Source organism: Catenovulum adriaticum (assembly GCF_026725475.1).
Classification (GTDB): Bacteria; Pseudomonadota; Gammaproteobacteria; order Enterobacterales; family Alteromonadaceae; genus Catenovulum; species Catenovulum adriaticum.
Map to the genome: position 1 here is coordinate 132,883 of NZ_CP109965.1, position 26,426 is coordinate 159,308.

The window sequence follows — 26,426 nt, forward strand, 5'->3', positions numbered from 1 at the left end:
GTATTTTGAGCTATTATTTAGCTGATTTTGTGAACTCAGGATAAGCTTCGATACCACACTCAGAGATATCAACCCCTTCGTATTCTTCTTCGTCAGTTACTCGTAAACCAATAACCGCTTTAATAATTGACCAAGTGGCTAAGCTGGCTACAAATACCCATACAAAGATAACGATTGCACCTAATAACTGGTCAGCAAAATTAGCACCGTCGTTAGTTACTGGTACTAATAATAAGCCTAATAAACCAACTACACCGTGTACTGAGATAGCACCAACTGGATCATCAATTTTTAATTTGTCTAAAGTGATAATCGAGAATACAACTAACACACCAGCAATCGCACCAAACATAGTCGCTTCAAATGCGCTTGGCGTTGAAGGTTCTGCTGTAATAGCAACTAAACCGGCTAACGCACCATTTAATGCCATTGTTAAATCTGCTTTTTTGAACAAGATGCGAGCTGTAATTAGAGCAGCAACAACACCACCTGCGGCAGCTGCATTAGTGTTCAAAAATACCATAGCAACTGAGTTTGCACTTGCGATATCGCCTAGTTTTAATACTGAGCCACCGTTAAAGCCGAACCAGCCCATCCATAAAATAAAGGTACCTAAAGTTGCTAAAGGCATGTTACAACCTGGGATCGCATGAGCGCGGCCATCTGCTGTATATTTACCTTTACGTGCACCTAGTAATAACACACCAGCTAAAGCAGCAGCTGCACCAGCCATGTGGACAATACCAGAACCTGCAAAGTCAGAGAAATCGCCTAAATCAAACAGGCCAAATACTTCTTGTCCGCCCCAAGTCCAGCTACCTTCTAATGGGTAGATTAAACCTGTCATCACTACAGCAAAGGCTAAAAATGCCCATAATTTCATACGTTCAGCAACTGCACCTGAAACAATTGACATTGCTGTTGCAACAAATACGACTTGGAAAAAGAAATCAGATGCACCAGAATAAATAGAACCGCCAGTAAAGTCGCCTTGCTCAGCAAAGCTAGCTAAAGTAGCGTCTACGTCTACTGTTTGAATACCTGATAAAAAGTACGCTCCATCATACATAATGGCATAACCAGATACCAAGTACATGATTGAAGCGATCGCAAATAGCGCGATATTTTTAGTTAAAATTTCAGTTGTGTTTTTTGCACGAACAAGACCCGCTTCTAACATCGCAAAGCCTGCAGCCATCCACATTACCAAGGCGCCACAGATCAGGAAATAGAAGGTATCCATTGCGTACTGCAAGTGAAATACATTATTTTCCATTGTTCTCTCCTAAAAGAATTAAAAATTTATAATTGTTTAAATTGCAGAATCGCCAGTTTCACCAGTACGAATACGGATACACTGTTCTAAGTCGTAAACAAATAGTTTACCGTCACCAATTTTGCCTGTTTTTGCTGCACCGCTAATGGCTTCAATTAAGCGCTCAACGTTTTCGTCTTGAGTGGCAATTTCTAATTTAACCTTTGGTAAAAAATCAACCTGATACTCTGCACCACGGTATAATTCTGTATGACCTTTTTGACGTCCAAAACCTTTAACTTCTGTAACGGTTAAACCTTCAATACCGATTTCAGAAATGGCTTCTCGAACGTCATCTAATTTAAATGGTTTGATGATCGCACTGACCAATTTCATAGCGATGTGCTCCTAAGTGTTGTAAGTTAATGTCTTTACAGTACTTACAACTCTTGTGCCATAATTTTATTTTTGTTTAAAATCAATTGCTTATGTGTTAATTTTAAATTTTCAATAAATCAATGCTACAAAATGGTGCGATTAAAAAAGCAACAAGCACAAAAATAGGGCGATGATGCAGACTCGATCACAAAAATCCGAGTTGACTGTCTGCTTATAGTGCAATAACAAAATGATTAGCGCGCCCGACATGAATTCTGTGCACGCTTATCTGCTTTTTTGTATACTGCACGCAAATTTTGTTAGAGATAAAGCGCATGCCTGAATTACCAGAAGTCGAAGTCACTCGAATGGGGATAAGCCCTTATTTAATATCACAAACTGTAAAAAAAGTAGCGGTTTACAACCCAAATATGCGCTGGCCAATTCCTGCTGAGATTGCAGAGTTAAATGGACAGATGATTGAAAAAATAGAGCGCAGAGCTAAATATTTACTACTGTATTGCACTGCGGGGGTTGCGCTTTTACATTTAGGAATGTCGGGTAAGCTCTGTGTTGTTAGCAGTAGCGAGCCGCTTAAAAAGCATGATCATTTTGAATTGTTTTTGCAGTCAGGAAAGAGCTTACGGCTAAACGATACCCGGCGGTTTGGCGCAGTATTATGGTTTAATGAGTTATCTGACGCCGATCATGTATTAGCTCATTTAGGACCAGAACCGTTAACTGACAATTTCAATAGTGAATATTTGCACCAAAAAGCACAAAAGCGACAAGTATCGATTAAAACTTTTATTATGGATAATAAAGTGGTGGTTGGAGTAGGCAATATTTACGCTAATGAAGCGCTATTTATGAGTGGTATTCATCCAAAGAAAGCGGCGGCGAAAATCAGTTTAGCAAAATACAAAATACTGGTTGAAAATATTAAATTGGTTTTAGCAAAAGCGATTAAACAAGGCGGAACCACTTTAAAAGACTTTAGCCAAGCGGATGGCAAACCGGGTTATTTTGCGCAGGAGCTAATGGTGTATGGGCGCGCGGGAGAAAAATGTAAAAAGTGTGATTTAGAGCTAACCGGATTAATGATTAGCCAGCGCGCAACTGTGTACTGTAAAAACTGCCAAAAATAGCCGACTAATACACCCACATAGCTAAACCGCCGCATAATATAACAATTAACCAAACTGGAAATTTTTTACTGAAAACCAATAAGCTAATTAATACGATCAATCCTATATCTTGTTTATTTTCAGTTATGCTTGACGAAATAAATTGGTACAAATAACTTAATAATAAACCAACGACAGCGGCGTTAATGCCAGTCAGGGCATTTTTTAAGTTTCGATTTTCTTGGCAAAACTGCCAATAATATAAGCTGATATTAACTAATAAAAAAGACGGAAGAAAAATAGCAATTAAGCAAGAAATTGCGCCAATTAAGGGCGTAATTCCTAATTCATTGACCGCGCCTAAAAAAGCGGAAAATGTAAATATTGGACCGGGCACCGCTTGAGTTGCTCCGTAACCTGCCAGAAAATTTTGTTCATTTACCCAACCAGACGATACCACTTCGTTTTCTAGCATTGGCAATACCACATGTCCGCCACCAAAAACGCTGGCACCAATTCTAAAAAAGCTATCAACCAATTGGATTAAACCAGACTGAGACTGAGCTGCTAATAACGGCAAAGCAATTAACCCAATTATTAATAAAGTTAAACTAATATGAGCTGCTTTAGCGCTAATTGAAATGTTGAGTTGATTATGTGCGGATTGAGGATGACTTTTAAAAGCGAACACGCCAATCACCCCGGCTAAACTAATCACTAAAAACTGTAGCCAAATTGAGTGGTAGCTGGTCATTATCACGGTTGCACCCAGCATAATTAAAACACTAGTTTTAGTTTGGCAAAAACTTTTACTCATTTGCCAAAGGGCATGAATCACAATGGCTATCGCTGCAATTTTTAAACCATGAGTTAAATTATCGACAAGCGTGCTATCCAACGTTTGAACACTAAGTGCAAATAAAATTAAGATAATGGCAGACGGCAGGGTAAAGGCAAACCATGCGATAATAGCACCTAGCTGTCCTGCTTTATTTAAACCAAGAGCAATGCCTACTTGACTACTGGCGGGCCCGGGCAAAAATTGGCATAAGGATACAAGTGTTGTGTATTCATGCTCGCTTAGCAGTTTTTGCTTTTCAACAAACTCTTCTCTGAAATATGCGATATGGGCAACGGGCCCTCCAAATGCGGTGCAGCCTAAACGTAAAAAACAAAAAAATAAGCTTAAGTAAGAATGCGCTGATGCCATAGTCTGCTTTAAGTTACTGAGTAAAAATCAATAGCAATAAGTTTGACGTTTTTGAGCTTAGGTTTCAATCATTAAAATTTTATGTCTTAAGTCACGTTTATTTGATAAAAATAATAAATTATCGCTATTTAACTTGAGTTGCTGGCAATCAGTTTGCATCAACATTAATATACCCGTGTTACTTCAAGATACTGATTTTAGCTCGGACTTTCGGGAGCTTCATTGCGCTTCCACTACTGCGTTATATTGGTTTGAAAGGTGCCTACATTCATTCACCAATGTGTCTTGTATTGAAAGCGCTGTGATAGCTTTGAAACATGTATCTTGAGTAACACGGGTATATAAATACCTTTAAATCCAGACATCAATGTGTTGTTGACCTGCTATTGTGCAGGCGAACGGTTTGTATCATAGGGTTTAAAATGGTGAGGATTAGCATGCTGAGTATTTTATAAAGCAGGCTAAGTTTAGTGGCTTTCAGGATCTTGGATGAAATTAATTTTTTCTACCGTACGCAAATTACTTTGGTTGTCTTTATTGAGCGTCGGCTTATTTGTTTTTTTAGTTTATTTGATTCGTTCAAATGAAGCTTTGGTCACTCATAGCGATCCGGTTTCAGCTAAACGGGTAGAACAAGCGAAAAAGTCTTTACATACTATTGCTCACCAATTAAACAATAGTGTGGGTGAAGTTGAATTTACGTTTAGCCAGCCCCAAGTTGATGCGTTAATGGCAGTGGCTTCATTTACTGTGCCTGATACTCAATTTAAAACTAACCTTTCTGAAATGGGGGTTCATTTTGCGGCCACCACCAAATTGACTACGCCTTATTTTTCTCAATATATTAATTGGCAATGTACTTTATTGCCCAACCAGAAAAAGTTAGTGATTGAACGTTGTCGATTAGGCAAATTAAGCTTACCGGATTGGCTGGTCATGTGGGGATTTAAGCAAACTTTACTCGCTGTTTTTGAAGATAAGCTAACCAATAATGTATTAAATATGGTGCAACAAGCAGAGTTATCAGCCAAAAAAATTAAAATTAAACTTTATATTAAAGAAGGTATGAAGCAAGAAGTGTTGAGTGCGCTGCACCGCAAAGCAGCTAGTGACAGCATGGTGAGCGATGCCATTAAAAATAATGTGAATGCACAAAAAGTCGCAGTATATATAGACGAATTACAGCAACTGATTGATGATTTTAAAGAGCAGCCAGTTGCGAATAGCCTAGCTTTTTATATTGGTAAAATGTTTTATCTAGCGCAGCTAAGAACCCCTGTAAGTGATGCTTCAACCGAAAATCAAGCGGTGTTATGGGCATTAGCCACTACATTTGGTAACAAGCGATTCGGCCATTTTGTAGGAATAGATAGATCAATTTTAAACCAACTTAAAAGACCTAGCGTTCAATTATCTGGGCGGGACGATTTAGCCTTACACTTTTTATATTCAGCCGTTTTAGAACGGGTGGTTAAATTGCAAATGGGCTTAAAAGTGGGCGAATTAAAAGAATTGTTAGATAGTAACACGGGTGGTTCTGGTTTTAGTTTTGCTGATTTAACGGCTGATAAAGCTGGCTTGGCTTTTGCTGATACGATATTAAATTATCCGCTTAAATCGCAAAAAGTACTGGCAGGCATTACCGATGAAACTATCTTTTTTCCGTCTATTTCGGGTTTAATTGAAGGCCTAACAGAGGCTAAATTTAACCAAGATTATGGCTCAACGGAATCCGCAGAATATAAACAAGTTGCAGCGCAAATTGATAAGCGAATAGCCGTCCTGCCTTTGTATCAGGTTCGGTAAAATCGCGCGAGTATTTTATGCTTGAGTATACGCGGGGGCGTTAACTCAAGCATAAAGGCGTTATTTTGTATTTGCAGGTGTTTTAAACTCACCAAATTGAAACACTTTTAAGCCAAAGTATTTTGATACGCAATATAGGTGGTCAAATACATCGGCTTGGATTTTTTCGTAAGTTAACCACTCGGTTTCGCTAAAGCAATAGATTTCAAGCGGTAATCCATGCTCATTAGGGGCGAGTTGCCGGCACATCATGAGCATGTCATTACGAATTTCTTTTTTATTTGTTAAGTAGGCTTCAATATAGGCTCTGAACGTGCCTAAATTAGACAAACATCTATGGCTAGGCAATTCATCTATGGTGGCTATACAGGCACCATCAGCTAACTTATTGGCTAAATAATCCTTTAATAAAGGGTGCTCTTTTAATCTTTCATAATTAGCCTGAGTTAAATAACCCACTGAGTTTTGGTCTAAATAAATAGCTCGTTTAATGCGCCTGGCACCAGTTTCTTGCATGCCACGCCAGTTAGTAAAACTGTTTGAAACTAGATCATAAACTGGAATTGAGGTAATCGTTTTATCAAAATTTCTCACTTTTACAACGGTCAGACCTACCGAAATTACATCGCCATCAGCTTTACCTTTTTCAAATACAATCCAATCACCAACTCTAACTAAACGGTTTAATGATAATTGAACGCCAGCTACAAAACCCAAAATAACATCTTTAAATATCAGTAGAACCAAGGCCATCGCTGCTGATATACCCGTTAATAAGGTGAGCGGTGATTTATTAAAGATAATAGAGACAATAAAAATAACGGTGAATAAATAAACCAGCAAAACTGCTAATTGTCTAATATTATCAATAGGTAAGGTACGAAGTGACTCTATTTCATCAAAGACATCTCTGACGGTATTAATAATACTGAGTACGACACCTGCAATAACGAGTGTTATTGCAATGCTAATAAGGTGAGTGACGTTTTTATCTACGGCTTCTGGTAAGTCAAATAACAGGTGCGTTAACTTATCTGCGGCAATAACAGGCACAATCAGTAATACTCGACTAATAAATTTATTTCTGATTAATAAATCATCCCAGCCGTGTTGGGTTCGGGTTGCTGCTTTTCTAAGGGCGGGTAATAATAATCTAAAAGCAATGAAGCTAAGTATAATTATACTTGCTGCAATCACGCCAAGCCGAGACAAATAATACGCGTGTCCTTGGTCAGGCAGCGCATTGATTAAATCTAACAAGTTAATCTCCACAAAAAATGGCAGTTAAAAGACTATTTTAACTACCATTTCACTTTGTACAACCTGATTTAATCTTAATTGCTTGATTGTTTGAGCAATTACAGCTTAGCTTTCCTGTTTATGTGCTTGTGCTGCTTGTTTAATTTGCGGCATTGATTTATTCATTAATTGAGAAATGGCAGCTGTTACCCCACTGATACTGGTATTTAAATATTTTTTACCTGTATCAGAAGTTAAAAAGTCTGTGTATTGATTGATTTCGGCAACACTTAAATCTTGATAAGTATAATGTGACATTAAAATCATTTGTTGCCACAACATTTGCTCCATCATGCCTTTTACTTTATTAACCGTTTGATCCACTTTGTCGGTATTTGGATGCTCATTAAACTGTTCGATGCTGGTAAGCGTAGAGCGCATTATTTGTTCAACCATATTTAATGTTGATTCAACCAGTTTACTTTTTTGCACAAAGTTTTGAATAGCTGTAATGCGATCTTGCGCTGGTGGATTAGTTTGAAAACTGGCAGCAAATACTTGGACTTCTTGCATAATAGCAGGGTTCGAAGCTTGTGCCTCTGCTGTTGCGATCTCGCTGCCAAGCTCTGAATCTAACCAAGTTTTAACCTGTTGTAGCTCTGATAAACTCATATTTTTATCAAATGTAGCAACCATGGCTTGCTGAATTGAATGTTTATCAAAGTTATCGGTTAAAATCTGCATTACGGTTTCAACAGCTTGCGGATCTTTAGCGTAAGGCTTTTGTTGTAAGGCTTGCGCTTGAAACTGAGCCGGCAATGAATCTAAAGATGACTCCATACCAGATTGCTCAATAATTTGATTAATTAACTCTGTTTTGTTTGCTTGCGCTAATACGATGGCAGGTAACAAGGCTGCAAATAAACTAATGGTGCGAATGGTTTTTAACATGTACTTATCCTTTTTGTACGTTAGAAAATAATACGTTAGAAAATAAAGTAACAACTTATTGGCTGACAGCTTGAACCCAAAAAGTGCCAACTTCTGCTTTTACAACTTCAACTTCAGTGCCCGGCGCAATCTCAGCATCACTTTTTAGTGTCCAATTGATGCCTGAGTATTTATGCTGACTGAGCCCTTCTCGTGAGACTACTTGTTCGGTTATAAAACGCAAACCCACAAAGTCATTATTTGCGACTTTATTATCGGTTTGGTTTTGTAATTTTTTTAATGGCTTCCATAAAGTGATAGCTAAAAAGGTCGTTAATACCGCATTTGCTAATAATACAGTGCTCCAACTTTCTGTTAGTAACCCAACCCAAATACCAATACCTGTGATCACCAAAGATAAACCAATAAAAAACAATATAAAGGTCGCGAATCCCAAAATGGCAACTTCTACCGCTAACAAAATAATGCCGAGCGCAATTAAAAACTCTGCAAAATGCTGGTTAATTAAATCTGTCATCTTAACCTTCCGCCGGCTTAATTTATTGAGGCTTATTTAAACTGTTTAATATACTATTTGCTTGTGCTACTACTGAACTGATATCTGTACTGCTGTCTGGTAGTAAAACGACACTTGACTCTTTGGCAATGGCTTGTTTAGCTTGAATTGCTTTGGTTGCTAAATCGAGTTGAATCGCTTTTTGGCCTTCTTCGGTATCGGCCGCTTCACCCACTACATTTAAAGCTTGTGCTTGAGCGTCTGCAACCGCAATAATAGCTTGAGCTTCACCTTCTGCTTTTAGCACTTGCTCTTGTTTTTCTGCTTCTGCGGCTAGTACTCTAGCTCTTTTATCGCCTTCTGCGATATTGATAGCCGCTTGCTTTTCACCATCTGATTCTAGTATTTTTGCACGTCTTTCTCGTTCAGCTTTCATCTGCGATTCCATCGCTTCCATAATAGTGCCGGGCGGGGTGATATCCTTAATTTCATATCTTAAAACAGCAACGCCCCAAGATTCTGCCGCTTCATTTATTGCAGAGACAATTTTTGCATTGAGCATATCTCGCTCTTCAAAAGATTTGTCTAATTCTATTTTACCAATTTCAGAACGCATTGTGGTTTGGGCTAACTGAGTGACCGCAAAAACATAATCTTCAACCCCATAAGTCGCTTTGTAAGGCTCTAACACTCTAAAGTAAAGCACCCCATCAACGGTTAATGAAATATTATCTTTGGTAATAGCTGCTTGACTAGGAATGTCAAAAGCTTGCTCTTTTAGCGAGCGATTAGCGGCTACTTTGTCTACAAAAGGGATAATAAAGTTAATCCCAGCTTCTTTGGTTGATTGATATTTACCGAACCGCTCAATAATCCAAGCCCTGTTTTGCGGGACAAATTTTATTGAAGATTTTAACGTTACTAGTACAAAGATAAATAACGCAAATTGAACGCTTATTACATAATCAAGGATTAAATCCATTTTTCTTGTCTCTTTTTAATGACATCAGCAGGCAGAATATCATTAAAGCCAATTTTTAACGATAACGTTTAATATTTTTATCATATTATTTAGGAGTTGTTAACTTTTTTTTGTAAACAATTATTGAGCAGAGGGGTGGATTAAGTCGATTAAAATAGAAGGCGTTATATGCTATTTATATCGCTCCCAAGCGGATAAACAAGGTGTTAAATCGCTTGGGAACAAATGGGATTAGTCTTGATTTGGTGGTGAATCTAGTTGTTTATCTTCCGAGGAGTCTTGCTGGGCTTCAAGCCGAGCGACTATTTGCTCTAAATCAGCAAGTTTTTCACGTGTACGCATTAAAACTCGCGTCTGAACATCAAACTCTTCTCGGGTGACTAAATCAAGTTGTGCCAGTTTACTTTGCAATATTTGCTTGGTTTTGCCTTCCATATCGTCGGCAAATTGTTTAACGCCCGGAGGCATTGAGTCTGAAATTTGTTTTGCAATCTCTTCAAGTTTTTTAGCGTTAATCATAGTCTTTGTCTGCTTATTGAAGTCGTCAATTTATAAAAAGGATTGTAGCATTGATACAATCGAATTTGTTTAAAAATGCTTAGGTTTTGGATTTTATCGCACTTTTGTGGATTAAAAAATAAATCCCAAAGATAACTAAAAACATACCAAATGCATGCAGCCAAGTAAATTCTTCATCTAATAATAAAATCGCAAACCCGGTAGTCAAGACAGGACCTAAACTACCAGAAATTGCAGCATTGTTAGCGCCTATTTGCTCAATCGCGGCATTCATTAAAAATGACGGAATGACAGTAGCCAGCATAGCAATGGCAAATGCCAGCCCTATAACTTGCCAAGGTTGAACTAAATCAGAGAGTTGGTTGTTTATTAAAAAATGAATAAAAATAGCGAGACTAGCGGCTAACATAGCCACGCAAGTAAAAAATTTGCTGCCGTAACGAGTACTGTATTTTTGGCTACCGACCACATAAAAAGAAAAACAGAAGCTACTGGCGAGTACTAGCAAAGTGCCCATCAAAATAGTTTCGCCGTATACATTTAAATCATGAACAAAAATTAACAGTAAACCACTATAAGCAATGGTTAAAGCGATCATCTCTGAACGCTTAATACGCTTTTTCTGCCATAATAAATTAATAATTAGAACAAATGCAGGGTAGGTATATAGCACTAATCTTTCATAATGTGCACTAATAAAATTAAGGGCTTTAAGATCAAGCCAGCTTGCCGCATAGTAGCCTAAAATGCCTAAAGCGATCATACTCATTAAGCTATTTGGTGTTAAATTGGTTATCGGTGAAGCTGGTTTTTTTAGCATAAAAATTAAGATGCCAGCATAAAAAGGCAGCGCAATTAACATTCTAAGTGTTAATAAAGTGGTGGTGTCGACACCATATTGATACGCCCATTTAATAAAAATAGATTTGCTTGAAAAGAGTGATACAGCAATAAACGCCAGAGTAAATCCTGAGTAGATAGGTTTGGGCATTTTCATTTTATTGGGTCGCTGGAAAGTTGTTAGATTATTGGGGTTGTCTTAATTGATTTATGATCTTTATTGCTTTTTTTGTGGCGAGCAATTTCTGTATTATGTATTAAACTTAGTTAAATTAAAATAACAGAGACAGTTATGCTTAATATTGGGTTTAAATGGTTTACCCAAAATCCCGCAATATCATCACTAAATCAAGGCATTGAACTAGCCGTTGAAGCAAAAGTACAAAGTTTATTAATTTTAGCTTGTGCAGATAATCATATATCCGTTACTGAATGTGACTTATTACTAACCCGTTTAAATATCACTATTTTTGGTGGTGTCTTTCCAGCGTTATTATCGGAAGAAAATGTATTAACGACTGGATATGTTTTAGTCGGTTTTGTTGAGCCGATACAGGTTGATACGTTTGAACACATTAGCCGACTCTCAGCGGAGGATGCAGAGGCAGTTTATGAAGCTGAAATTGAACAGAAATTGAATGTGAATGCGCCCAGTTATTTTCTTTTTCATGATGCGTTTTCTCCAAACTCTGAATATTTTATTGATGCTTTGTTTTATTGCTTGGGGGATGTAAAAGTGATTGGCGGCGGTGCAGGCTCACTTGATTTTGTTTCTCGGCCATGTGTGTTTACCAATAAAGGTATGTTGCAAGATGTGGTTCAATTGGCGGCACTTCCAGCTAAGCTGTTTATTAATGTGACTCACGGTTGGCAAATATTAGACGGACCTTATTTAGTTACGGAAGCGACAGCCCATCAAATCACTTCTTTAAACTATCAAAATGCGGCAGAGCAATATCAAACTAGCATTGAATCTTTGAGCGATATGCGCTTTGAAGGGCAAGATTTTTTTACGATAGCTAAAAACTTCCCACTCGGCATTAAAGGCGCCAATGATGAAATTTTGGTAAGAGAACCGATTAAAGTTCAAAATGGCACGCTTGAGTGTGTAGGGAATATTCCCAATAATGCGTCAGTGTATATTTTAACGGGCGATCGAGCAGGGTTAATCCAATCATTAAAACAAAGCTGCGAACAGTTTTATGCGACGACAACTGAGTGTAATAATTTATTTATTGTTGATTGTATTGGGCGTTTTTTATTTTTGGAAAATGATTTTGATCAGGAATTGGATGCCATTTTATCAGGCGGAATATTTAAAGAATCCGCCTTTGGGGTGCTGTCTTTAGGGGAAATTAGCAATACGCAAAATGGCGCAATAAAGCTGCTAAATAAATCAATAGTCTTAGGGTGTTTTTAGCCAATGAAACAAGCTTTATATTTAATTGCATTGCAGCATGAATTGTCAATGTCGATGGGTTCAGAGCTAAACCTTGCCAAAATGCTTAAAGCTTTTTTGAAAGTTTGCCTTAATCGTGCGTATCTAGCCAGTTGCCATGTTTATTTATATCAAGATAAAAATGGTTACCCTAAAACAAGTCAAGCCAATGGTGATTATCAGCTAAACCATTACTTAAGCTTACCAAAGCGACATCAAGGCGAATTATGGCAATACCAAGATTCATTAAAAATAATTGAAGAAAAGCTAAAAAAGACAAAAAAAATATTTGGTTGCAGTCAAATTGAAGTGAACGGTGCTTATTATTATGTATGTAGTATTGGGCATTATGGTTTTTTAATTTGGCATAGCTATTCTCCGATTGCTGCTGAAATAATTGATAGTGTAGTGCCTTTAATTGGAAAGTTAGAAGCCAGTTGCTATGCGGCAATTATGCATAATGAATTATTAATTGAAATGAAAGCCCGGCATAAAGCAGAGCAAAAAGTTGCTTACCAGGCGTGTCACGACGGCTTGACCAATTTATATAACCGAGATTACTTAAACGCCTTAATTGAACAAAGCTTGGCTAAATCGGTAGGGCATCGAGCGTCAGGCGGAGTAATTTTTATTGATTTAAATAAGTTTAAATCAATAAATGATACTAAAGGTCACACAGTGGGCGATCGTTTGTTACTAATGGTTGCACAAAGGCTTCAGCAATTGAAGCAAAACAATATTCATATTGCTCGGTATGGTGGCGATGAATTTGTTATTTTAATAGATCAATTACCAGAAGAACACGAGCCCCATCCATTATTATTGATAGAGTTGGTACAGCAAATTCAAGGGTTATTTAAGCCAGACTTTGTGATTGAACAAAATGTTTATAATATTTCTGCCAGCATTGGTTATTGCTTGTTTTCAGCGGTTGATAATGCAGATGACTTAGTTAAATTTGCAGACATTGCGATGTATGAAGCAAAACAGGAGAAGTTATTAACAGGCGTAGAATATAAGCCATATATGTCTGCCCGCTTGGCGGAAAAAGATGCGTTTGTAAGCGATATGAGGCAGGCTTTAGCAAATAATGAATTTCAGCTTTATTATCAGGCACAATTTAATGCTGATAATAAAATTACCGGAGCCGAGGCTTTGCTCCGGTGGGATGATCCAAAGCGTGGTTTCGTCTCCCCTGAGATATATATTCCAATTGCAGAAGAGAGTAACTTAATATTGGAAATTGGAGATTGGGTTATTCAGCAGGCGTGTAAAGATATTCATCAACTCGCAAAATTTGATTTACCAGTTGAATTTGGGAACGTAGCTGTGAACGTTAGCCCTAAACAGTTAATTCAGGATGATTTTTTTAATCGTACAATGGAAAAAATTAAACGCGATAACGTCCCTTGTCATTTATTATCTCTTGAGATTACAGAAAATTTAATGGTTGAGAACTTTTCTAAAATTGTTGATATTATGCATCAATTCAAGTCCTTAGGTGTTAATTGTTCAATTGATGACTTTGGGACAGGCTATTCATCATTAACCTACCTTAAACGAATCCCTGCCAATTTAGTTAAAATCGATAGGGCTTTTGTAACGGATATTTGTCATAATCATGAGAGCTTAGCCATTGCGCAAATGGTGATAGCTTTAGGGAAAAGTTTAGGGATTGATGTAATAGCTGAAGGGGTTGAAAATAAAGAATGTTGCGATAAATTAACTTCAGTCGGGTGTACGTTATTTCAAGGTTACTATTTTAGCCGTCCTGTTTCTTTTGATGATTTTTCTCAGTTACTGAAAAGTGCCGCTTTGCAAAAGGAAAAACAAGTATGAATGAAAGCCAGCTTAATCAGTTAAATCACCTATCTACTGCCGTTAAAGCTAAATTGCCAGAAAGCTTAATTTGGCAAATGGATAATCGCTTTGATGCCTTAATTGCTGAAATTCCTAAACCTAAATTAGTTCAAGTGAAGAACGATTTATCAGATCTGTTTGAACATTCATGGGATAAAAAAACCATTCGTCAGGCACCTTCTAATATAAAACGCGGGGCTGGTACTTTTTCTCAAATGGAAAGTGGTCAGCTATTATTTACTCATAAAGGTGTGTCAGAACAAAACTGCATCATGGCTGCTTGGTGGCCTTGGGGGCCAAATGCGCCAGTATCACTTAGGTTGTTTGTGATGGATATGCAAAACAATGCAGTGCCAGAAAGCTGGTTTGGCCGTGCGAAACAATTTTTATTAGGCGGTTAATTTATTTTTATTTTCTGGTTGCAACTTATTAATAAAACGCGAGTCAATAAGCGAGCATTGAAATGTCTAAAATTTTTGTTCTAATCTGTTCTAAATAAAAAAATGTTTTTCATTCAAGCGAAATAAATCATCAGTTTGTAGGGTCTTTGTTTTTAGTAAAAATTAGAAAAAGTTAATTTTCACGTTTTTAACCCCTGTCACTCTTATTAATAAAGGTAGTTATTTTGGTGTCTTTGATTAAAAAGTACGGTATTGCAGTTTTTTTATTTGTCGTTAGTTATGCTGCAAATGCGCTGGATTTCTCACAACTTAATAGTGAGCCTGATTTTTTGCCAGTAGAACAAGCTTTTCAATTTGATTTTAATCAGCAAGGCGATTTATTAACGCTTAGTTGGACAATAGCTGACGATTATTATTTATATAAGCATAGAACAAAAGCTAAAACGGAATCATCAGAGTTAAGCGTTAATTTTGTTCAGGCAGGTAAGAAAAAACATGATGAGTATTTTGGCGAAGTCATGGTTTTTTACAAAAATTTAGATGTGACTATTGATATCAGTGAGATTAGCGCCGATCACTTGCTGGTTACTTATCAAGGCTGTGCTGAAGCAGGTTTGTGCTATCCTCCACAGTTAATTGAAGTGCCGTTATTAAAACAAACCATAGCAGCGAAAACCCAAAATAAACCTGCAGCTTCAATGGTTCAAGAGCCGGTAAATGATACCAGTAATAATATAAATAGCTTATTTAATAACCAAAGCCAACTGCTTATTATATTGGGCTTTTTTGTGCTGGGTATAGGTTTATCGTTAACACCTTGTGTTTTGCCTATGGTGCCTATTTTATCTGCTATTGTAACAGGACAGCAGCATAGTAATGCGAAAAAAGGTTTAATCTTATCAATTGCTTATGTTTTGGGGATGGCCAGTTTTTATACGTTAAGCGGTGTTTTAGTGGGGTACTTTGGTGCTAGCTTCAATTTGCAATTGTATTTGCAGACACCTGTTGTGGTTTTGGTCTTTACCGCCATATTTATTGCGCTGGCGTTTGCTATGTTTGGTTATTATGAGTTGGCCTTGCCTGCAAGTTTGCAGTCTAAATTGCAAGGCTCAACCGAAGGACAAAACAAAAAAGGGTTGTTTGCAACTTATGTGATGGGCGGCGTTTCAGCGCTTGCATTGTCACCTTGTGTTTCAGCGCCGCTTGCTAGTGCGCTTTTATACATATCAACCACGGGTGATGGTTTGTTAGGTGGATTGGCGTTGTTTGCATTGAGTATAGGCATGGGCTTGCCTTTGCTTGCAGTTGGCGCTGGTTTTTCTGGGCTGGTACCTAAAGCGGGTGGCTGGATGACAAAGGTTAAGCAACTGTTTGGGATCATGATGCTGGCAATGGCAGTATGGATGCTTGAGCGCTTATTTGCCCCAATTTGGGGAGCTGCATTATGGGCGGCCTTGGGCGTTTGGACAGCGATTCAGTTAAACTTATTTACAGGTTTATCAGATAATACAGCCAATTTAACTTGGCGAAAAAATGAAAAAGCGCTCGCCATTATTTTATTTATTGCTTCGTTAGGTTGGTTAGGCCATGTTTATCTACAAACGTTTATGCCTTTTCAATTAACAAATAATCAGCAACAAGTACAACCTCAATTAGTTAAGCGAATTGATTCAGTCGTTGAATTAGAGCAACATATGGCTAATGTTAGCGATAAAAAAGTCGTGGTTGATTTATACGCTGATTGGTGCGCAAGTTGTCAAGTTATCGAACATGAAGTTTTTGCTAAAGTGTCGGCGACGGATTATCCAGACTACGAATTTTTGCAATTAGATTTAACCGATATGACAGAAGCAAAACAAGCCTTCTTAAATCAGCATCAATTGTTTGGCCCGCCTGCGTTATTGATCTTTGAAGCCGGTGAGCAAGCCAGACAAACTGCATTTGTTTATCAAGCTGAATTTAACTTAGCTCAGTTTAAACAGTGGCTAAATTAATTTAAATGATAGGCTGGTATAAGCTTGATTTAGGCGATGCTATGTTAGCCGACGCGCGGTTGGATGAGGTGAAAGCTCAGTTAAGCGCGGTGTGTAATGCCAAAGAACCAGCAGTACTACAGGCACTCAGCCGTTATGAATCAAAAGGCGTACATTGTCATTTGATACTATATATAACGGCTGATTTGCAAGATAAGGCGCTATTAGTAGGCGCAACCGCATGTGAGCCACCACCAATAAACGGCTGTGAGTTTTTGTTTAAATAAGCACTTTTGAATTTATTAGCCATTTTCAGCGAAAAATGTTTGGTTTATCTAGCCTATTTAGATTGCTTAACCTTAGGATAAATTATTACGAAACTTGACTAAATTACATTCAAAATTCGTAATTTTAGTTCTATTTCTGTATAATATGCGACCCATTTTTTAGCTTATTTTGTATTAGTTTGATTAACCCTGTTATCAACTAAACAAAAAGCTGTTGTTGCAGGTAGTCAGATTGTTATCAGGATTAAAACAGCAAGGCCTTTTATTTTTAACCCTTAGTATGCTAACTGGGTTAATTGGCTCATTTGTACACCCCCTAATGAGTTTATTTATTGTCGAGGGACTAAATAGTCCGCCCGCTTACATAGGCATTTATACGGTATCAGTTACTTTAGCAGGGTTGGTGTTCAGCCAGTGGTTAGGCGCACTTGCAGATAAAGGCGTGAGTGCACGTAAAATGTTTATGATTGCGATCACTGGAATGGGTGTTGCGTTACTTATTTTCGCCAATTCAACGTCTTTTTGGACTGTATTAATTGCAGGGGTATTGCTATTTTCAATGGGCAATGCCGCCATTCCTCAAGTATTGACACTGGGCCGTCAGTGGGCAGGGCGTCAGCCTAACATTAATGTAACTCAATTTAACTCTGGTTTAAGAGCTGCGATTTCATTTGCATGGATTGGCGGACCGCCATTGGGTTATGCATTGGCTTCTGGTGCTGAATTTAGTCGTTCGCTGTATGTTGCTGCATTTTGTGCTTTGGTAGCTTTGCTATTTGCGTTTAGGTTTATTCCTGAAGTGCCAAGCCATGCTCAAAAAACGACAGAGCACAGTAAACAAGCTATTCCGTTTTCATTTTGGATATTAGGCGCGGCTGTTATGTTAGGCTCTGCGGCAAATATTATGTATTTTTCTGCATTGCCTTTATACACAATTAAAGAGCTTGGGTTTGCCAAGCATATGCCGGGTATTTTTATGGGGTTGGTTGCTTGTTTAGAAATACCTATTATGTTGTTGGCTGGTAAGTTGGCACAAAAACATAATAAAATTAACATGATTATTTTTTCATTTTTCTGTGCCATGTTGTTTTACACGGGAATTTATTTTGCTGAACAGGTTTGGCACTTTATTGCACTGCAATTTATAAATGCATTATTTTATGGTGTTTTTGCAGGCATCGGCCTAACGATTTTACAGGAAGAGCTACCGTTAAAAATTGGCTTTACTTCTGCGTTTTATTCAAACGCAGTTAAAATTGGCATGATGTTAGGCACCAGCAGTACAGGCTTAATTGCTCAGTTTTATAGTTTTAGAGTCGCGAGTATTGGTTCTTTTTGTGCTGTAGCACTGGCATTAACGTGTTTATTATTGTTTAGCTATTTAAAGCGTAAAGCCGTTGAATCAACTGAGTGCGAACAGAGCTTTACTATTACCGAATCAAAAGCCTCTGCGTGAGGCTTTTGATTTAGGCAGTCGCTAGTTTTGTTTAAGCGTTAGCCTTTCTGCAAGGCTGCTTTTTCATTTTCGCTTTCGTTGGCATCATCCCATACATTTTGTTGCATAGATTGGCACGGAACGTCACACCGTGGAACCCCCACTTGTTTCGCCGGAACGCCTACAACTGTTGTATGAGGCGTTACATCACTCAGTACAACACTGCCTGCACCAATTTTAGCGTTGGCGCCAATTTCTATATTACCTAGTACTTTGGCGCCTGCGCCTATCATAACACCGTGGCGCACTTTAGGGTGACGATCGCCCCCTTCATTTCCTGTGCCACCCAAAGTGACAGATTGTAAAATAGAAACATTGTCTTCAATTACTGCTGTTTCACCGACAACAATGCCGGTGGCATGATCAAACATAACCCCTTTGCCAATTTTGCATGCAGGATGAATATCGACCGCCATTACCTGGCTATTGCGACTTTGAATGAAGGTTGCAAGATCTTTTCTATCTTGCAACCATAAGTAGTGTGCCAGCCGGTGAATTTGGATAGCTTGAAAGCCTTTTAAATTTAGTAATACTGTTAAAAATGAATGAATAGCTGGGTCTCGTTCAAATACCGCTTGAATATCAAATGCGAGTGTTTCAATGGTATTTGGTTTTGACTGATAAAATTCGGCAAAAAGCTGCATTAATTTTTCAGCCGGCATAACATCTGAAGCCATTTTTTGAGCAAATACAAATCCACAAGCTTGTGTTAAGTTATTATGTTGCAGTATACATAAACGGCTATAATCACTTAATAAAGGCTCGCTTGCTTGCATGGTTTGTGCTTCGGTTTTTATTTTTGACCAGATGTCATTACTCAACATATATATTCATTTTGCATTTATAGTTTCAATAGCGTCAGAATAAGGATGAGTGATGCATATATCAAGTGTAACGGGGCTAATAAAGGCGATAACTTGGAATTTAACTAGATGACTCATCAATTTTGGCGACGCTTGAGTATAGTACTTATGGCACTTTGCGTTTTATCCGGTTTAGCAAATTGGCTGCTGTTTAACGCATGGCAACAAAATAGCACGAAAAACATACCCTTAAATACGGGCTCTATTAGTACTCAGCCCGAGCAAAAATGGGTGATGCCAGAACTAAATAGTTCATCTACCAGCAAGCAAATTAAAATAGCGTTACAACGTTGGAGTGAATTAAGACAAGATAACCCTGAATTAGCGAATAATTGGCAGCAAGCTTGGGTTAATCAAGCAACTATATGGCTTAGCGATAATCAAACATCAGTTTACCTTGCATTATTAACGGAATGGAAAGCAATTGCGCCTGATTTACTCGCGCTTAGCTTACTTGAATACAACTGGTATTTAACTCAAAACCAATTAGGGTTAGCGGCGGATATTATCTATTCAGTTATTGATCGTTTAGATGCAGGACAATACCGACAAGCACAGCTTAATAAACTGGTTCAATTGTTAAACCAAACCATGGAAACAGTTTTGGCTCAGCAAAACTGTGAAACGATTCTTGAAACATTGCAAATGTTAGTTTGGTACGATGATAGTCAACCCGAGTATATTTATGCACTGAGCCAATGCTATATACAACTTAATGAATTTAAACTGGCTCAGCAGCAACTCATCTATTTATTGGCCGATCCTCAATATCAAGAACAAGCGGAACAACTGATAGCTCAAATTGAGCGCTCTACGGATGAACCTGTTCCGTTAGCTAAGGCGGGTGAGCATTTTATTGTACAGGCAAAAATTAATCAAAATGCCAGCGTGGCCTTAATGATTGACACCGGCGCTTCAGTTACCAGTTTAAGCCGCAATAAATTTGCGCAACTTAATTTAGGTTATCAAACGTTAGGTTATAGAACTTTATCAACGGCGGGCGGATTAACTCAAGCTGAATTGATTGAAGTTGAGACATTTTCGGTTGGTAACAAGCAGCTAAACGATTTTAAATTAGCGATTTTAGACATTGATTCATTTGCCGGTAGTGATGGTTTGCTAGGAATGAATTTTTTATCTCGATTTCCATTTGTAATTGAGCAACAGCAAAAAAGGCTAAAATTCAGTAAAAAATGATCATCGTAGGGTGATTTACCCTGATTTTTAAATTTTTTATTTAAAAATCACCTAAAAAGTGGATATATTTTCGATTAGCTCTCGACTGTTTTGTCATTCCTTTGTATTTTGTACAGATTGAAAGTTAAAGATTAAGATAGAGCTTAATGCAGCTAAATTTTACGAAAATGCATGGCTTAGGTAATGACTTTATGGTGGTGGATAACATCACCCAAAATATTTATTTTTCGCCTGAGCAAATCACCAAATTAGCCAACCGAAACTTTGGTATTGGCTTTGACCAACTTTTAGTGGTTGAAGCACCTTACGATCCTGAAATAGATTTTCATTATCGTATTTTTAATGCTGATGGCAGCGAAGTGCAACAATGTGGTAATGGCGCGCGCTGCTTTGCCCGTTTTGTTCGCTTAAAAGGCTTAACCAATAAAAACAAAATAGCGGTGAGTACGCAAAGCGGTAACATTGTTTTATATATTGAAAAAGACAATCAAGTTTCGGTTAACATGGGAGTGCCTCAATTAGAGCCACAAAAAATCCCATTTAAAGCTAACCACCCCGAAAAAACGTATTTATTGCAAGCTGGTGAACGTAATTTGCTGGCTGGCGCTGTCTCTATGGGCAACCCACATTGTGTCTTAGAAGTCGAGGATGTTAATACTGCCGAAGTTGAAACACTAGGCCCTTTGCTTGAAAGTCATGAGCGTTTTCCTGAGCGAGCTAATATTGGTTTTATGCAGATTATCAATCGGGATTCAATTAAACTACGAGTGTTTGAGCGTGGTTCTGGTGAAACATTAGCCTGTGGTACTGGCGCTTGTGCAGCGGTTGTGGTTGGTATTTTACAAGGCAAGCTTAATAATCAAGTTGATGTTGAATTGCCTGGAGGTAAATTAAATATTAGCTGGCACGGTGAGGGTTCACCGGTGAAAATGACAGGTCCAGCGACCCATGTTTTTGATGGACAAATAAATTTATGAGTGAAGCACAACCTGAATCAAACACAATAACAGAAGCCGATGTTTTAGCTTATTTAAATGAACACCCTGACTTTTTAAATAATCACCCAGAGCTTTTAAGTAAAATGGAACTGGCGCATTATAACGGCGGCACTATTTCTTTGGTTGAGCGTCAATTACAAATATTACGTAATAAAACGTCAATGCAAGAAAAAGACATTGCAAAGCTAATTGCTACGGCCAAGCATAACGAGCACATTTATAAAGCTTTTATGAATTTATATATGTCGTTAATAGAATGTCCAGATAGCGAGCAAATGATATATTTGTTGCGCGCCATCTTACTTGAGCAAATTGAACTTGATGGAATGAAGTTAGTTTTATTTATTGCAAGTAGTGATGAACATACCGCTAAATTGGTTGAACCCAGAAATTTATATCAAGATGTATTAGTCTCACGCCTAGCGAAAGATGATTACTACTTTGGTCGATTGAAAAAGCAAGAGCAAGCTTTATTTTTTAATGAAGAACAAGCGATTAAATCTGTGGCCCTGATTCGGTTAGGCGGACAAAAAGATATGGGTATTTTGGCGTTTGGCAGCATTGATGAACAGCACTTTCAAGGTGACATGGATACTTTATTTTTAGCACCCATGGTTAAATTGATTAATCGTTTACTGCTTGATTTTTCAACAGATGAAAAAGCGGTAGAATTGGCATGAGTCATTCGTTGGTAGTTGATTATCTAGATGCTTTTTATGACTATCTACAAGGGGAAAAGCGGTTATCTGAAAATACGCTAACAACTTACCAACGACAATTAACTGCAATTTTTGAAAAGCGTTCAAACCTAAGTCTAGCCGAGCTTGATGTGCAATTTGTTCGCTTAGTTTTAACTCAAGCAAAAGCGGCAAAACTTAGTGCCAGTAGCATTAATTTACGGTTATCAAGTTTACGTGCTTTTTGTCAATTTTTAATTAAAAAAAAAGCACTGGCGTTTAATCCTGCACAAGCTATTAATGCACCTAAATTGGACAAGCGTTTACCAAAAAACTTGGATGTTGACCAAATCAATCAATTGTTAGATCAGTCTAATAATCAAGTGGATTTAAATCTGCGTGATAATACTATGCTAGAGCTAATGTATAGCTCGGGTTTGAGGTTAGCTGAAGTGATAGCGATTGATCTAGAGGATATTCAATGGAATGAAAAAACCGTAACAGTTCAAAAAGGTAAAGGGGGTAAACCTCGTATTATTCCTGTCACCCAAACTGCGCTCGACAAGCTAACGACTTGGCTACAAACTCGACTAAAATATTGTAATACTAAAACGGACGATGCTATTTTTATTAGCACTAGAGGAACCCGTTTAACCCCAAGATATATAAGAGAAAGAATAAAACAAGCTGGAATAAAAACAGGGTTAGACGTTCATTTAAATCCTCATAAAATGCGCCACTCTTTTGCAACTCACATGCTTGAAGGCAGTCAAGATTTAAGAGCTGTACAAGAAATGTTAGGTCACCAAAACTTGTCGACAACACAAATTTACACTCATTTAGATTTTGAGCACCTTGCCAAAATTTATGATCAAACCCACCCAAGAGCAAAGCGTAAGTAAATCGTTTTTAGCTAACCTCAACTCGGCTTAAAATGTATTCTAACTAATTGAATTATTTAGCTTTGTAGCGCTGTATGGTTTCTAGCAATATTTTTTGCGTGGACAAAATAAATTCACGTGTCAATGGCTAGCCTCGGCTTTAGTTCCAGCGACGCTCTACCTGCCCCATCCGCGGGGGCGTATTGCAAGGGAATTTAAAACAGTCCCCGTGACAAAAGAGCGTTTGACACATATTCCTTAAACCGAGTTGAGGCTAACTATCTTTATCACTGGTTAGTTTAGTTGAGCTAGTAGTCAAAATAACGCTCGGTAAATATTACATTTCGTTATGAAACTCTTACCCTAAGAATTTAGCTTATATATTCCCATTGAATTAAAATAGTTTTATATTTTTGATTTAAAATCAGTAGTTTAATGTTTATTTTTTAAAGTTGGCACAAACTTAGCAATACCTATTCTGACGATTAAAGAGCTGTAAAATTAATTAAATCTCGAACTAGTTTGTTTTGAGTTAAATTAAAAGCGAAGGAGAATATTATGTTAGGTTGGAGTCTAGTTTTTTTAGTTGTTGCACTAATTGCTGGTGTATTAGGTTTTACTGGGGTGGCAGGTGCTGCAGCCGGAATTGCAAAAATTTTATTTTTTGTTTTTGTCGTATTGTTGGTTATTTCATTAATTGCAAATGCAGTTAGAGGTCGACCACCGAAATTATAAGCGAAGGATTAAATGTTTTAACAAAAGGTTTTAAGGAGACAAAATGAAAATTTCAATATTAGCAAAATCAGTGGGCTTAGCTACCATATTAAGCATGTCAGCATTAGCTTATGCAGAGCATCATGAGAGTGAGCTTAAGCAATATCAAGACGAAGTGGAAAATACTTGGAACGATAGCAAGGATGCTAGCGAAGAGATGGCAGAAGATACAGAAGACGCAATGGAAGATGCTAGAGAAGACACCGCAGACGCCATGGAAGATGCTAGGGAAAACACCGAAGATGCATTGGAAGATGCTAGAGAAAACACCGAAGAAGCAATGGAAGATACAGGTAATCAAATGGAAGACTGGTGTGAAGACGCTAAAGAAAATGCGGATGCTGAAGATACGGATTGTTAACAGTGTTTGTATTAATTTTAGTCAATCGACTTTTGATAAATTTATTCGGTTGTAAGTTGTTTAAGCAACCTTATAAGTTTATCCAAAGTCATTATTAACAATTTTTATAATTAAAAAAGGGTCATTATGACAAACATTGATATCGGTATTAGCTCAGAAAATAGAACTCAAATTGCAGATGGTTTAAAGCGCTTATTAGCTGATTCTTACACTCTGTATTTACAGACTCATAATTTCCATTGGAATGTAACTGGGCCTTTATTCAGAGAGCTACATTTAATGTTTGAAGAGCATTACACAGAGTTAGCTGAAGCAGTTGATGATATTGCAGAGCGAATTAGAACTCTGGATGTGGTTGCGCCTGGTACTTATAAAGAGTTTTCTAAACTAAGCTCAGTCAAAGAAGTTGACGGTGTGCCATCAGCAAATGAAATGGTTGATATTTTAACGCAAGGTCATGAGCAAGTCGTAAGAACAGCTCGCGAAGTTTTAGCATTAGCAAATGAAGCAAGTGACGAATCATCAAGCGCCTTGGTCTCAGACAGAATGAGAATACATGAAAAAACGGCTTGGATGTTAAGAGCAACTCGCCAATAATTTCATTCAATTTATTCGACAGTAATTTGGAAATGAAAAAACATCAGGCTAAAAGGCGTATTTATTACGCCTTTTTTGTTTTGTGGTTTTCCTTTAAATAAAATTATTTTATGCTGGCACTAAATTTTAATTAGTGAGTCAGTATGCTAACCATTTATAAAAGCTTTCCTCAAGTTTTAGCCATTAGTTTTGATTTGGATGATACTTTGTATGACAACATGCCGATCATTCAAGCCGCAGAAAATAAGCTATTAAATTATATCATTGAAAAATTTCCAGCTTTTTCTGAATTAGATGAGGTAACGTGGCAGCATAAAAAGTCTCTATTTACGCAAAAAAACCAGCGTTTGGCACATGATGTGTCATTGTTAAGAAAACACTTTTTAACGGATCTTTTGGTTTCAGCTAATGTAGCTAAAGCATCGTCAAGTGCGCTGCAGGCATATGAATATTTTCATCAGCATAGAAATAATTTTATGGTTGCGCCAAGCTGTATTGAACTTTTATATAAAATGAAACAAAAAGTACCATTAATTGCAATTACTAATGGCAATGCTGACCCTGATTTAATTGGTTTATCCGGTATTTTTGATGCGGTTATTCGCCCGCAAAATGAATTGCTAATGAAGCCAGATAAAGCCATATTTGAACTCGGTAGTAAGCAACTTAATATTCCTGCTAAAAATATTGTCCATGTCGGAGATAGCCATATTACAGACGTACAAGGGGCAATTAACTCAAATATGATTGCAGGTTGGTTTAATCCAAGTAAGGTGGCGTTTCCTGGGGCTGTATTGCCAGAATTTGAATACACTAACACCGAAGATCTGCTAAATTTAATATAAGATTCTATATCTATTAGCCAAAGTTATACTACACAATCACACCTCATAAAATAGGACGATTATGAATGCAAAAGATTATGCAATAAAAGCGCAGGGGTCATTTGTTTTACCTGATGTGTGTTTTAAAGTTCGACAATTAATGGAAGACGAACGCTCGAGTGCGGCAGACTTTGCGAATGTCATTAGCTTAGATCCGTCAATGGCGTCTCGGTTATTGCAAATTGCGAATAGTGCGATTTACAATTTTCGTAGCCAAGTGAGCACCATTTCAAAGGCAGTAACTTTGGTTGGTACTCAAGCCATTTATAATATGATGCTGATTGATGTAGCAACAACTGCATTTAAACATTTTATGACACCTTCAATTGATTTAAAGCAATTTTGGATCTCAAGTATATCAACTGGCTTAATTAGCAAAAATCTGGCATTTCACGCTGGCGTAAAAGATATTGAAAGAATGTTTGTGGTTGGATTACTCCATAATTTTGGCGCATTAATTGTTGCCAAAGTTAATCCCACTGCTGCAGACAAATGCACACAACAAAGCTTAAATTGTGAACCTACTCAAGCTCAACAAGCGGTTTTAGGCTTTACTTATGCACAAGTCACTGCGGAGTTATTAACGCTTTGGAAAATTCCAGAAAAAATTATTATCCCAATTGCCAATTACCCTCAAGCAAAGCAAATGCAGGTGGGGCAGGATGCTAAATTATTATATTTGGCACATAGGTTAGCACTGGGTTTGCAGTTCACAGAACAATACCCCATAGAGTCAGAGCAAAACTTAAACCTGTGTCAGCAATTAAAGATAAAGCCGGCAGATCTTGAGCCAGCGGTTCAGCTAGCGAGTATTGAAGTTGAGAAGGTTTTGTTATCAATGCGGCTTAAGCTATATTAAGTTTCCGGCGCCAGTGAACCTTTGTCTTATTTTTTAGCCCAAACAAAGGTAAATAAATACGCTCTAGCGGGAGCCGCT

General features: G+C 37.6%; 27 protein-coding genes. 17 read left to right on the forward strand and 10 right to left on the reverse strand.

What is annotated here, in order from left to right; translation table 11 throughout:
• Positions 1-13: 13 nt before the first annotated feature.
• Complete coding sequence (locus OLW01_RS00590; RefSeq protein ID WP_268074650.1) at positions 14-1,276, reverse strand: ammonium transporter; 1,263 nt, start codon at positions 1,274-1,276, stop codon at positions 14-16.
• A gap of 36 nt (positions 1,277-1,312) precedes the next feature.
• Entirely contained in the window at positions 1,313-1,651 is a 339-nt protein-coding gene (gene glnK / locus OLW01_RS00595) for a P-II family nitrogen regulator (RefSeq protein WP_268074651.1), read from the reverse strand.
• A 317-nt stretch (positions 1,652-1,968) separates the two neighbouring features.
• Between glnK and mutM the strand changes: the two genes are divergently transcribed.
• Complete coding sequence (mutM, locus tag OLW01_RS00600; protein ID WP_268074652.1) at positions 1,969-2,781, forward strand: bifunctional DNA-formamidopyrimidine glycosylase/DNA-(apurinic or apyrimidinic site) lyase; 813 nt, start codon at positions 1,969-1,971, stop codon at positions 2,779-2,781.
• Positions 2,782-2,785: 4 nt separating this feature from the next.
• On the opposite strand, the gene chrA is transcribed toward mutM, so the two are convergent.
• Complete coding sequence (gene chrA, locus OLW01_RS00605; protein WP_268074653.1) at positions 2,786-3,970, reverse strand: chromate efflux transporter; 1,185 nt, start codon at positions 3,968-3,970, stop codon at positions 2,786-2,788.
• Positions 3,971-4,459: 489 nt separating this feature from the next.
• Between chrA and OLW01_RS00610 the strand changes: the two genes are divergently transcribed.
• The gene (locus OLW01_RS00610; protein ID WP_268074654.1) at positions 4,460-5,776 is read left to right on the forward strand and encodes a YfiM family lipoprotein; all 1,317 of its coding nucleotides are present in this window, start codon (positions 4,460-4,462) and stop codon (positions 5,774-5,776) included.
• Positions 5,777-5,836: 60 nt separating this feature from the next.
• Here the strand turns inward: OLW01_RS00610 and OLW01_RS00615 are convergent, their stop codons facing one another.
• From OLW01_RS00615 to OLW01_RS00640, 6 genes are all read right to left on the reverse strand, one after another.
• Positions 5,837-7,036 carry a mechanosensitive ion channel family protein gene (locus OLW01_RS00615; RefSeq protein WP_268074655.1) on the reverse strand — a complete coding sequence of 400 codons (1,200 nt, stop codon included), beginning with the start codon at positions 7,034-7,036 and terminating at the stop codon, positions 5,837-5,839.
• Positions 7,037-7,141: 105 nt separating this feature from the next.
• On the reverse strand, positions 7,142-7,966 hold the full coding sequence (locus OLW01_RS00620) for a hypothetical protein (RefSeq protein WP_268074656.1): 825 nt from the start codon (positions 7,964-7,966) through the stop codon (positions 7,142-7,144).
• A gap of 55 nt (positions 7,967-8,021) precedes the next feature.
• Positions 8,022-8,483 carry an NfeD family protein gene (locus tag OLW01_RS00625; RefSeq protein ID WP_268074657.1) on the reverse strand — a complete coding sequence of 154 codons (462 nt, stop codon included), beginning with the start codon at positions 8,481-8,483 and terminating at the stop codon, positions 8,022-8,024.
• 22 nt (positions 8,484-8,505) lie between these two features.
• Complete coding sequence (locus OLW01_RS00630; protein ID WP_268074658.1) at positions 8,506-9,444, reverse strand: SPFH domain-containing protein; 939 nt, start codon at positions 9,442-9,444, stop codon at positions 8,506-8,508.
• 231 nt (positions 9,445-9,675) lie between these two features.
• Positions 9,676-9,963, reverse strand: coding sequence for a ubiquinone biosynthesis accessory factor UbiK (gene ubiK / locus OLW01_RS00635; protein WP_268074659.1), 288 nt, complete (start codon positions 9,961-9,963; stop codon positions 9,676-9,678).
• 79 nt (positions 9,964-10,042) lie between these two features.
• Positions 10,043-10,960, reverse strand: coding sequence for a DMT family transporter (locus OLW01_RS00640; protein WP_268074660.1), 918 nt, complete (start codon positions 10,958-10,960; stop codon positions 10,043-10,045).
• 135 nt (positions 10,961-11,095) lie between these two features.
• Here OLW01_RS00640 and OLW01_RS00645 point away from each other — a divergent pair, with 135 nt between their 5' ends.
• From OLW01_RS00645 to OLW01_RS00670, 6 genes are all read left to right on the forward strand, one after another.
• On the forward strand, positions 11,096-12,223 hold the full coding sequence (locus OLW01_RS00645; RefSeq protein ID WP_268074661.1) for an FIST signal transduction protein: 1,128 nt from the start codon (positions 11,096-11,098) through the stop codon (positions 12,221-12,223).
• Between the two features lie 3 nt (positions 12,224-12,226).
• Complete coding sequence (locus OLW01_RS00650) at positions 12,227-14,080, forward strand: putative bifunctional diguanylate cyclase/phosphodiesterase (protein ID WP_268074662.1); 1,854 nt, start codon at positions 12,227-12,229, stop codon at positions 14,078-14,080.
• Positions 14,077-14,502 (forward strand): hypothetical protein, encoded by a 426-nt coding sequence (locus OLW01_RS00655; protein ID WP_268074663.1) that lies wholly within the window; start codon positions 14,077-14,079, stop codon positions 14,500-14,502. The genes OLW01_RS00650 and OLW01_RS00655 overlap by 4 nt, the downstream gene beginning before the upstream one ends.
• A 227-nt stretch (positions 14,503-14,729) precedes the next feature.
• On the forward strand, positions 14,730-16,496 hold the full coding sequence (gene dsbD / locus OLW01_RS00660) for a protein-disulfide reductase DsbD (RefSeq protein ID WP_268074664.1): 1,767 nt from the start codon (positions 14,730-14,732) through the stop codon (positions 16,494-16,496).
• Positions 16,497-16,501: 5 nt separating this feature from the next.
• Positions 16,502-16,762 carry a hypothetical protein gene (locus OLW01_RS00665; protein ID WP_268074665.1) on the forward strand — a complete coding sequence of 87 codons (261 nt, stop codon included), beginning with the start codon at positions 16,502-16,504 and terminating at the stop codon, positions 16,760-16,762.
• Positions 16,763-16,994: 232 nt separating this feature from the next.
• Positions 16,995-18,218, forward strand: a complete 1,224-nt coding sequence (locus OLW01_RS00670) for a sugar efflux transporter (protein WP_268074666.1) — start codon at positions 16,995-16,997, stop codon at positions 18,216-18,218.
• A 38-nt stretch (positions 18,219-18,256) separates the two neighbouring features.
• Here the strand turns inward: OLW01_RS00670 and cysE are convergent, their stop codons facing one another.
• A complete protein-coding gene (gene cysE / locus OLW01_RS00675; RefSeq protein ID WP_268074667.1) occupies positions 18,257-19,081 on the reverse strand; it encodes a serine O-acetyltransferase in 825 nt (274 codons plus the stop codon).
• A gap of 108 nt (positions 19,082-19,189) precedes the next feature.
• Here cysE and OLW01_RS00680 point away from each other — a divergent pair, with 108 nt between their 5' ends.
• From OLW01_RS00680 to OLW01_RS00720, 9 genes are all read left to right on the forward strand, one after another.
• Entirely contained in the window at positions 19,190-20,317 is a 1,128-nt protein-coding gene (locus OLW01_RS00680; RefSeq protein WP_268074668.1) for a retropepsin-like aspartic protease family protein, read from the forward strand.
• A 146-nt stretch (positions 20,318-20,463) separates the two neighbouring features.
• Positions 20,464-21,294, forward strand: coding sequence for a diaminopimelate epimerase (dapF, locus tag OLW01_RS00685; RefSeq protein WP_268074669.1), 831 nt, complete (start codon positions 20,464-20,466; stop codon positions 21,292-21,294).
• Complete coding sequence (locus tag OLW01_RS00690) at positions 21,291-21,995, forward strand: DUF484 family protein (RefSeq protein ID WP_268074670.1); 705 nt, start codon at positions 21,291-21,293, stop codon at positions 21,993-21,995. Before dapF ends, OLW01_RS00690 begins: the two co-directional genes overlap by 4 nt.
• Complete coding sequence (locus OLW01_RS00695; protein ID WP_268074671.1) at positions 21,992-22,894, forward strand: tyrosine recombinase XerC; 903 nt, start codon at positions 21,992-21,994, stop codon at positions 22,892-22,894. Before OLW01_RS00690 ends, OLW01_RS00695 begins: the two co-directional genes overlap by 4 nt.
• A 537-nt stretch (positions 22,895-23,431) precedes the next feature.
• Positions 23,432-23,608 (forward strand): DUF1328 domain-containing protein, encoded by a 177-nt coding sequence (locus OLW01_RS00700; RefSeq protein ID WP_268074672.1) that lies wholly within the window; start codon positions 23,432-23,434, stop codon positions 23,606-23,608.
• Positions 23,609-23,651: 43 nt separating this feature from the next.
• A complete protein-coding gene (locus OLW01_RS00705) occupies positions 23,652-24,008 on the forward strand; it encodes a midas domain-containing protein (protein ID WP_268074673.1) in 357 nt (118 codons plus the stop codon).
• 126 nt (positions 24,009-24,134) lie between these two features.
• A complete protein-coding gene (locus tag OLW01_RS00710) occupies positions 24,135-24,605 on the forward strand; it encodes a Dps family protein (RefSeq protein ID WP_268074674.1) in 471 nt (156 codons plus the stop codon).
• A gap of 143 nt (positions 24,606-24,748) precedes the next feature.
• The gene (locus OLW01_RS00715; protein ID WP_268074675.1) at positions 24,749-25,450 is read left to right on the forward strand and encodes an HAD-IA family hydrolase; all 702 of its coding nucleotides are present in this window, start codon (positions 24,749-24,751) and stop codon (positions 25,448-25,450) included.
• Positions 25,451-25,511: 61 nt separating this feature from the next.
• The gene (locus OLW01_RS00720; protein ID WP_268074676.1) at positions 25,512-26,348 is read left to right on the forward strand and encodes an HDOD domain-containing protein; all 837 of its coding nucleotides are present in this window, start codon (positions 25,512-25,514) and stop codon (positions 26,346-26,348) included.
• The last annotated feature ends 78 nt before the right edge of the window (positions 26,349-26,426 follow it).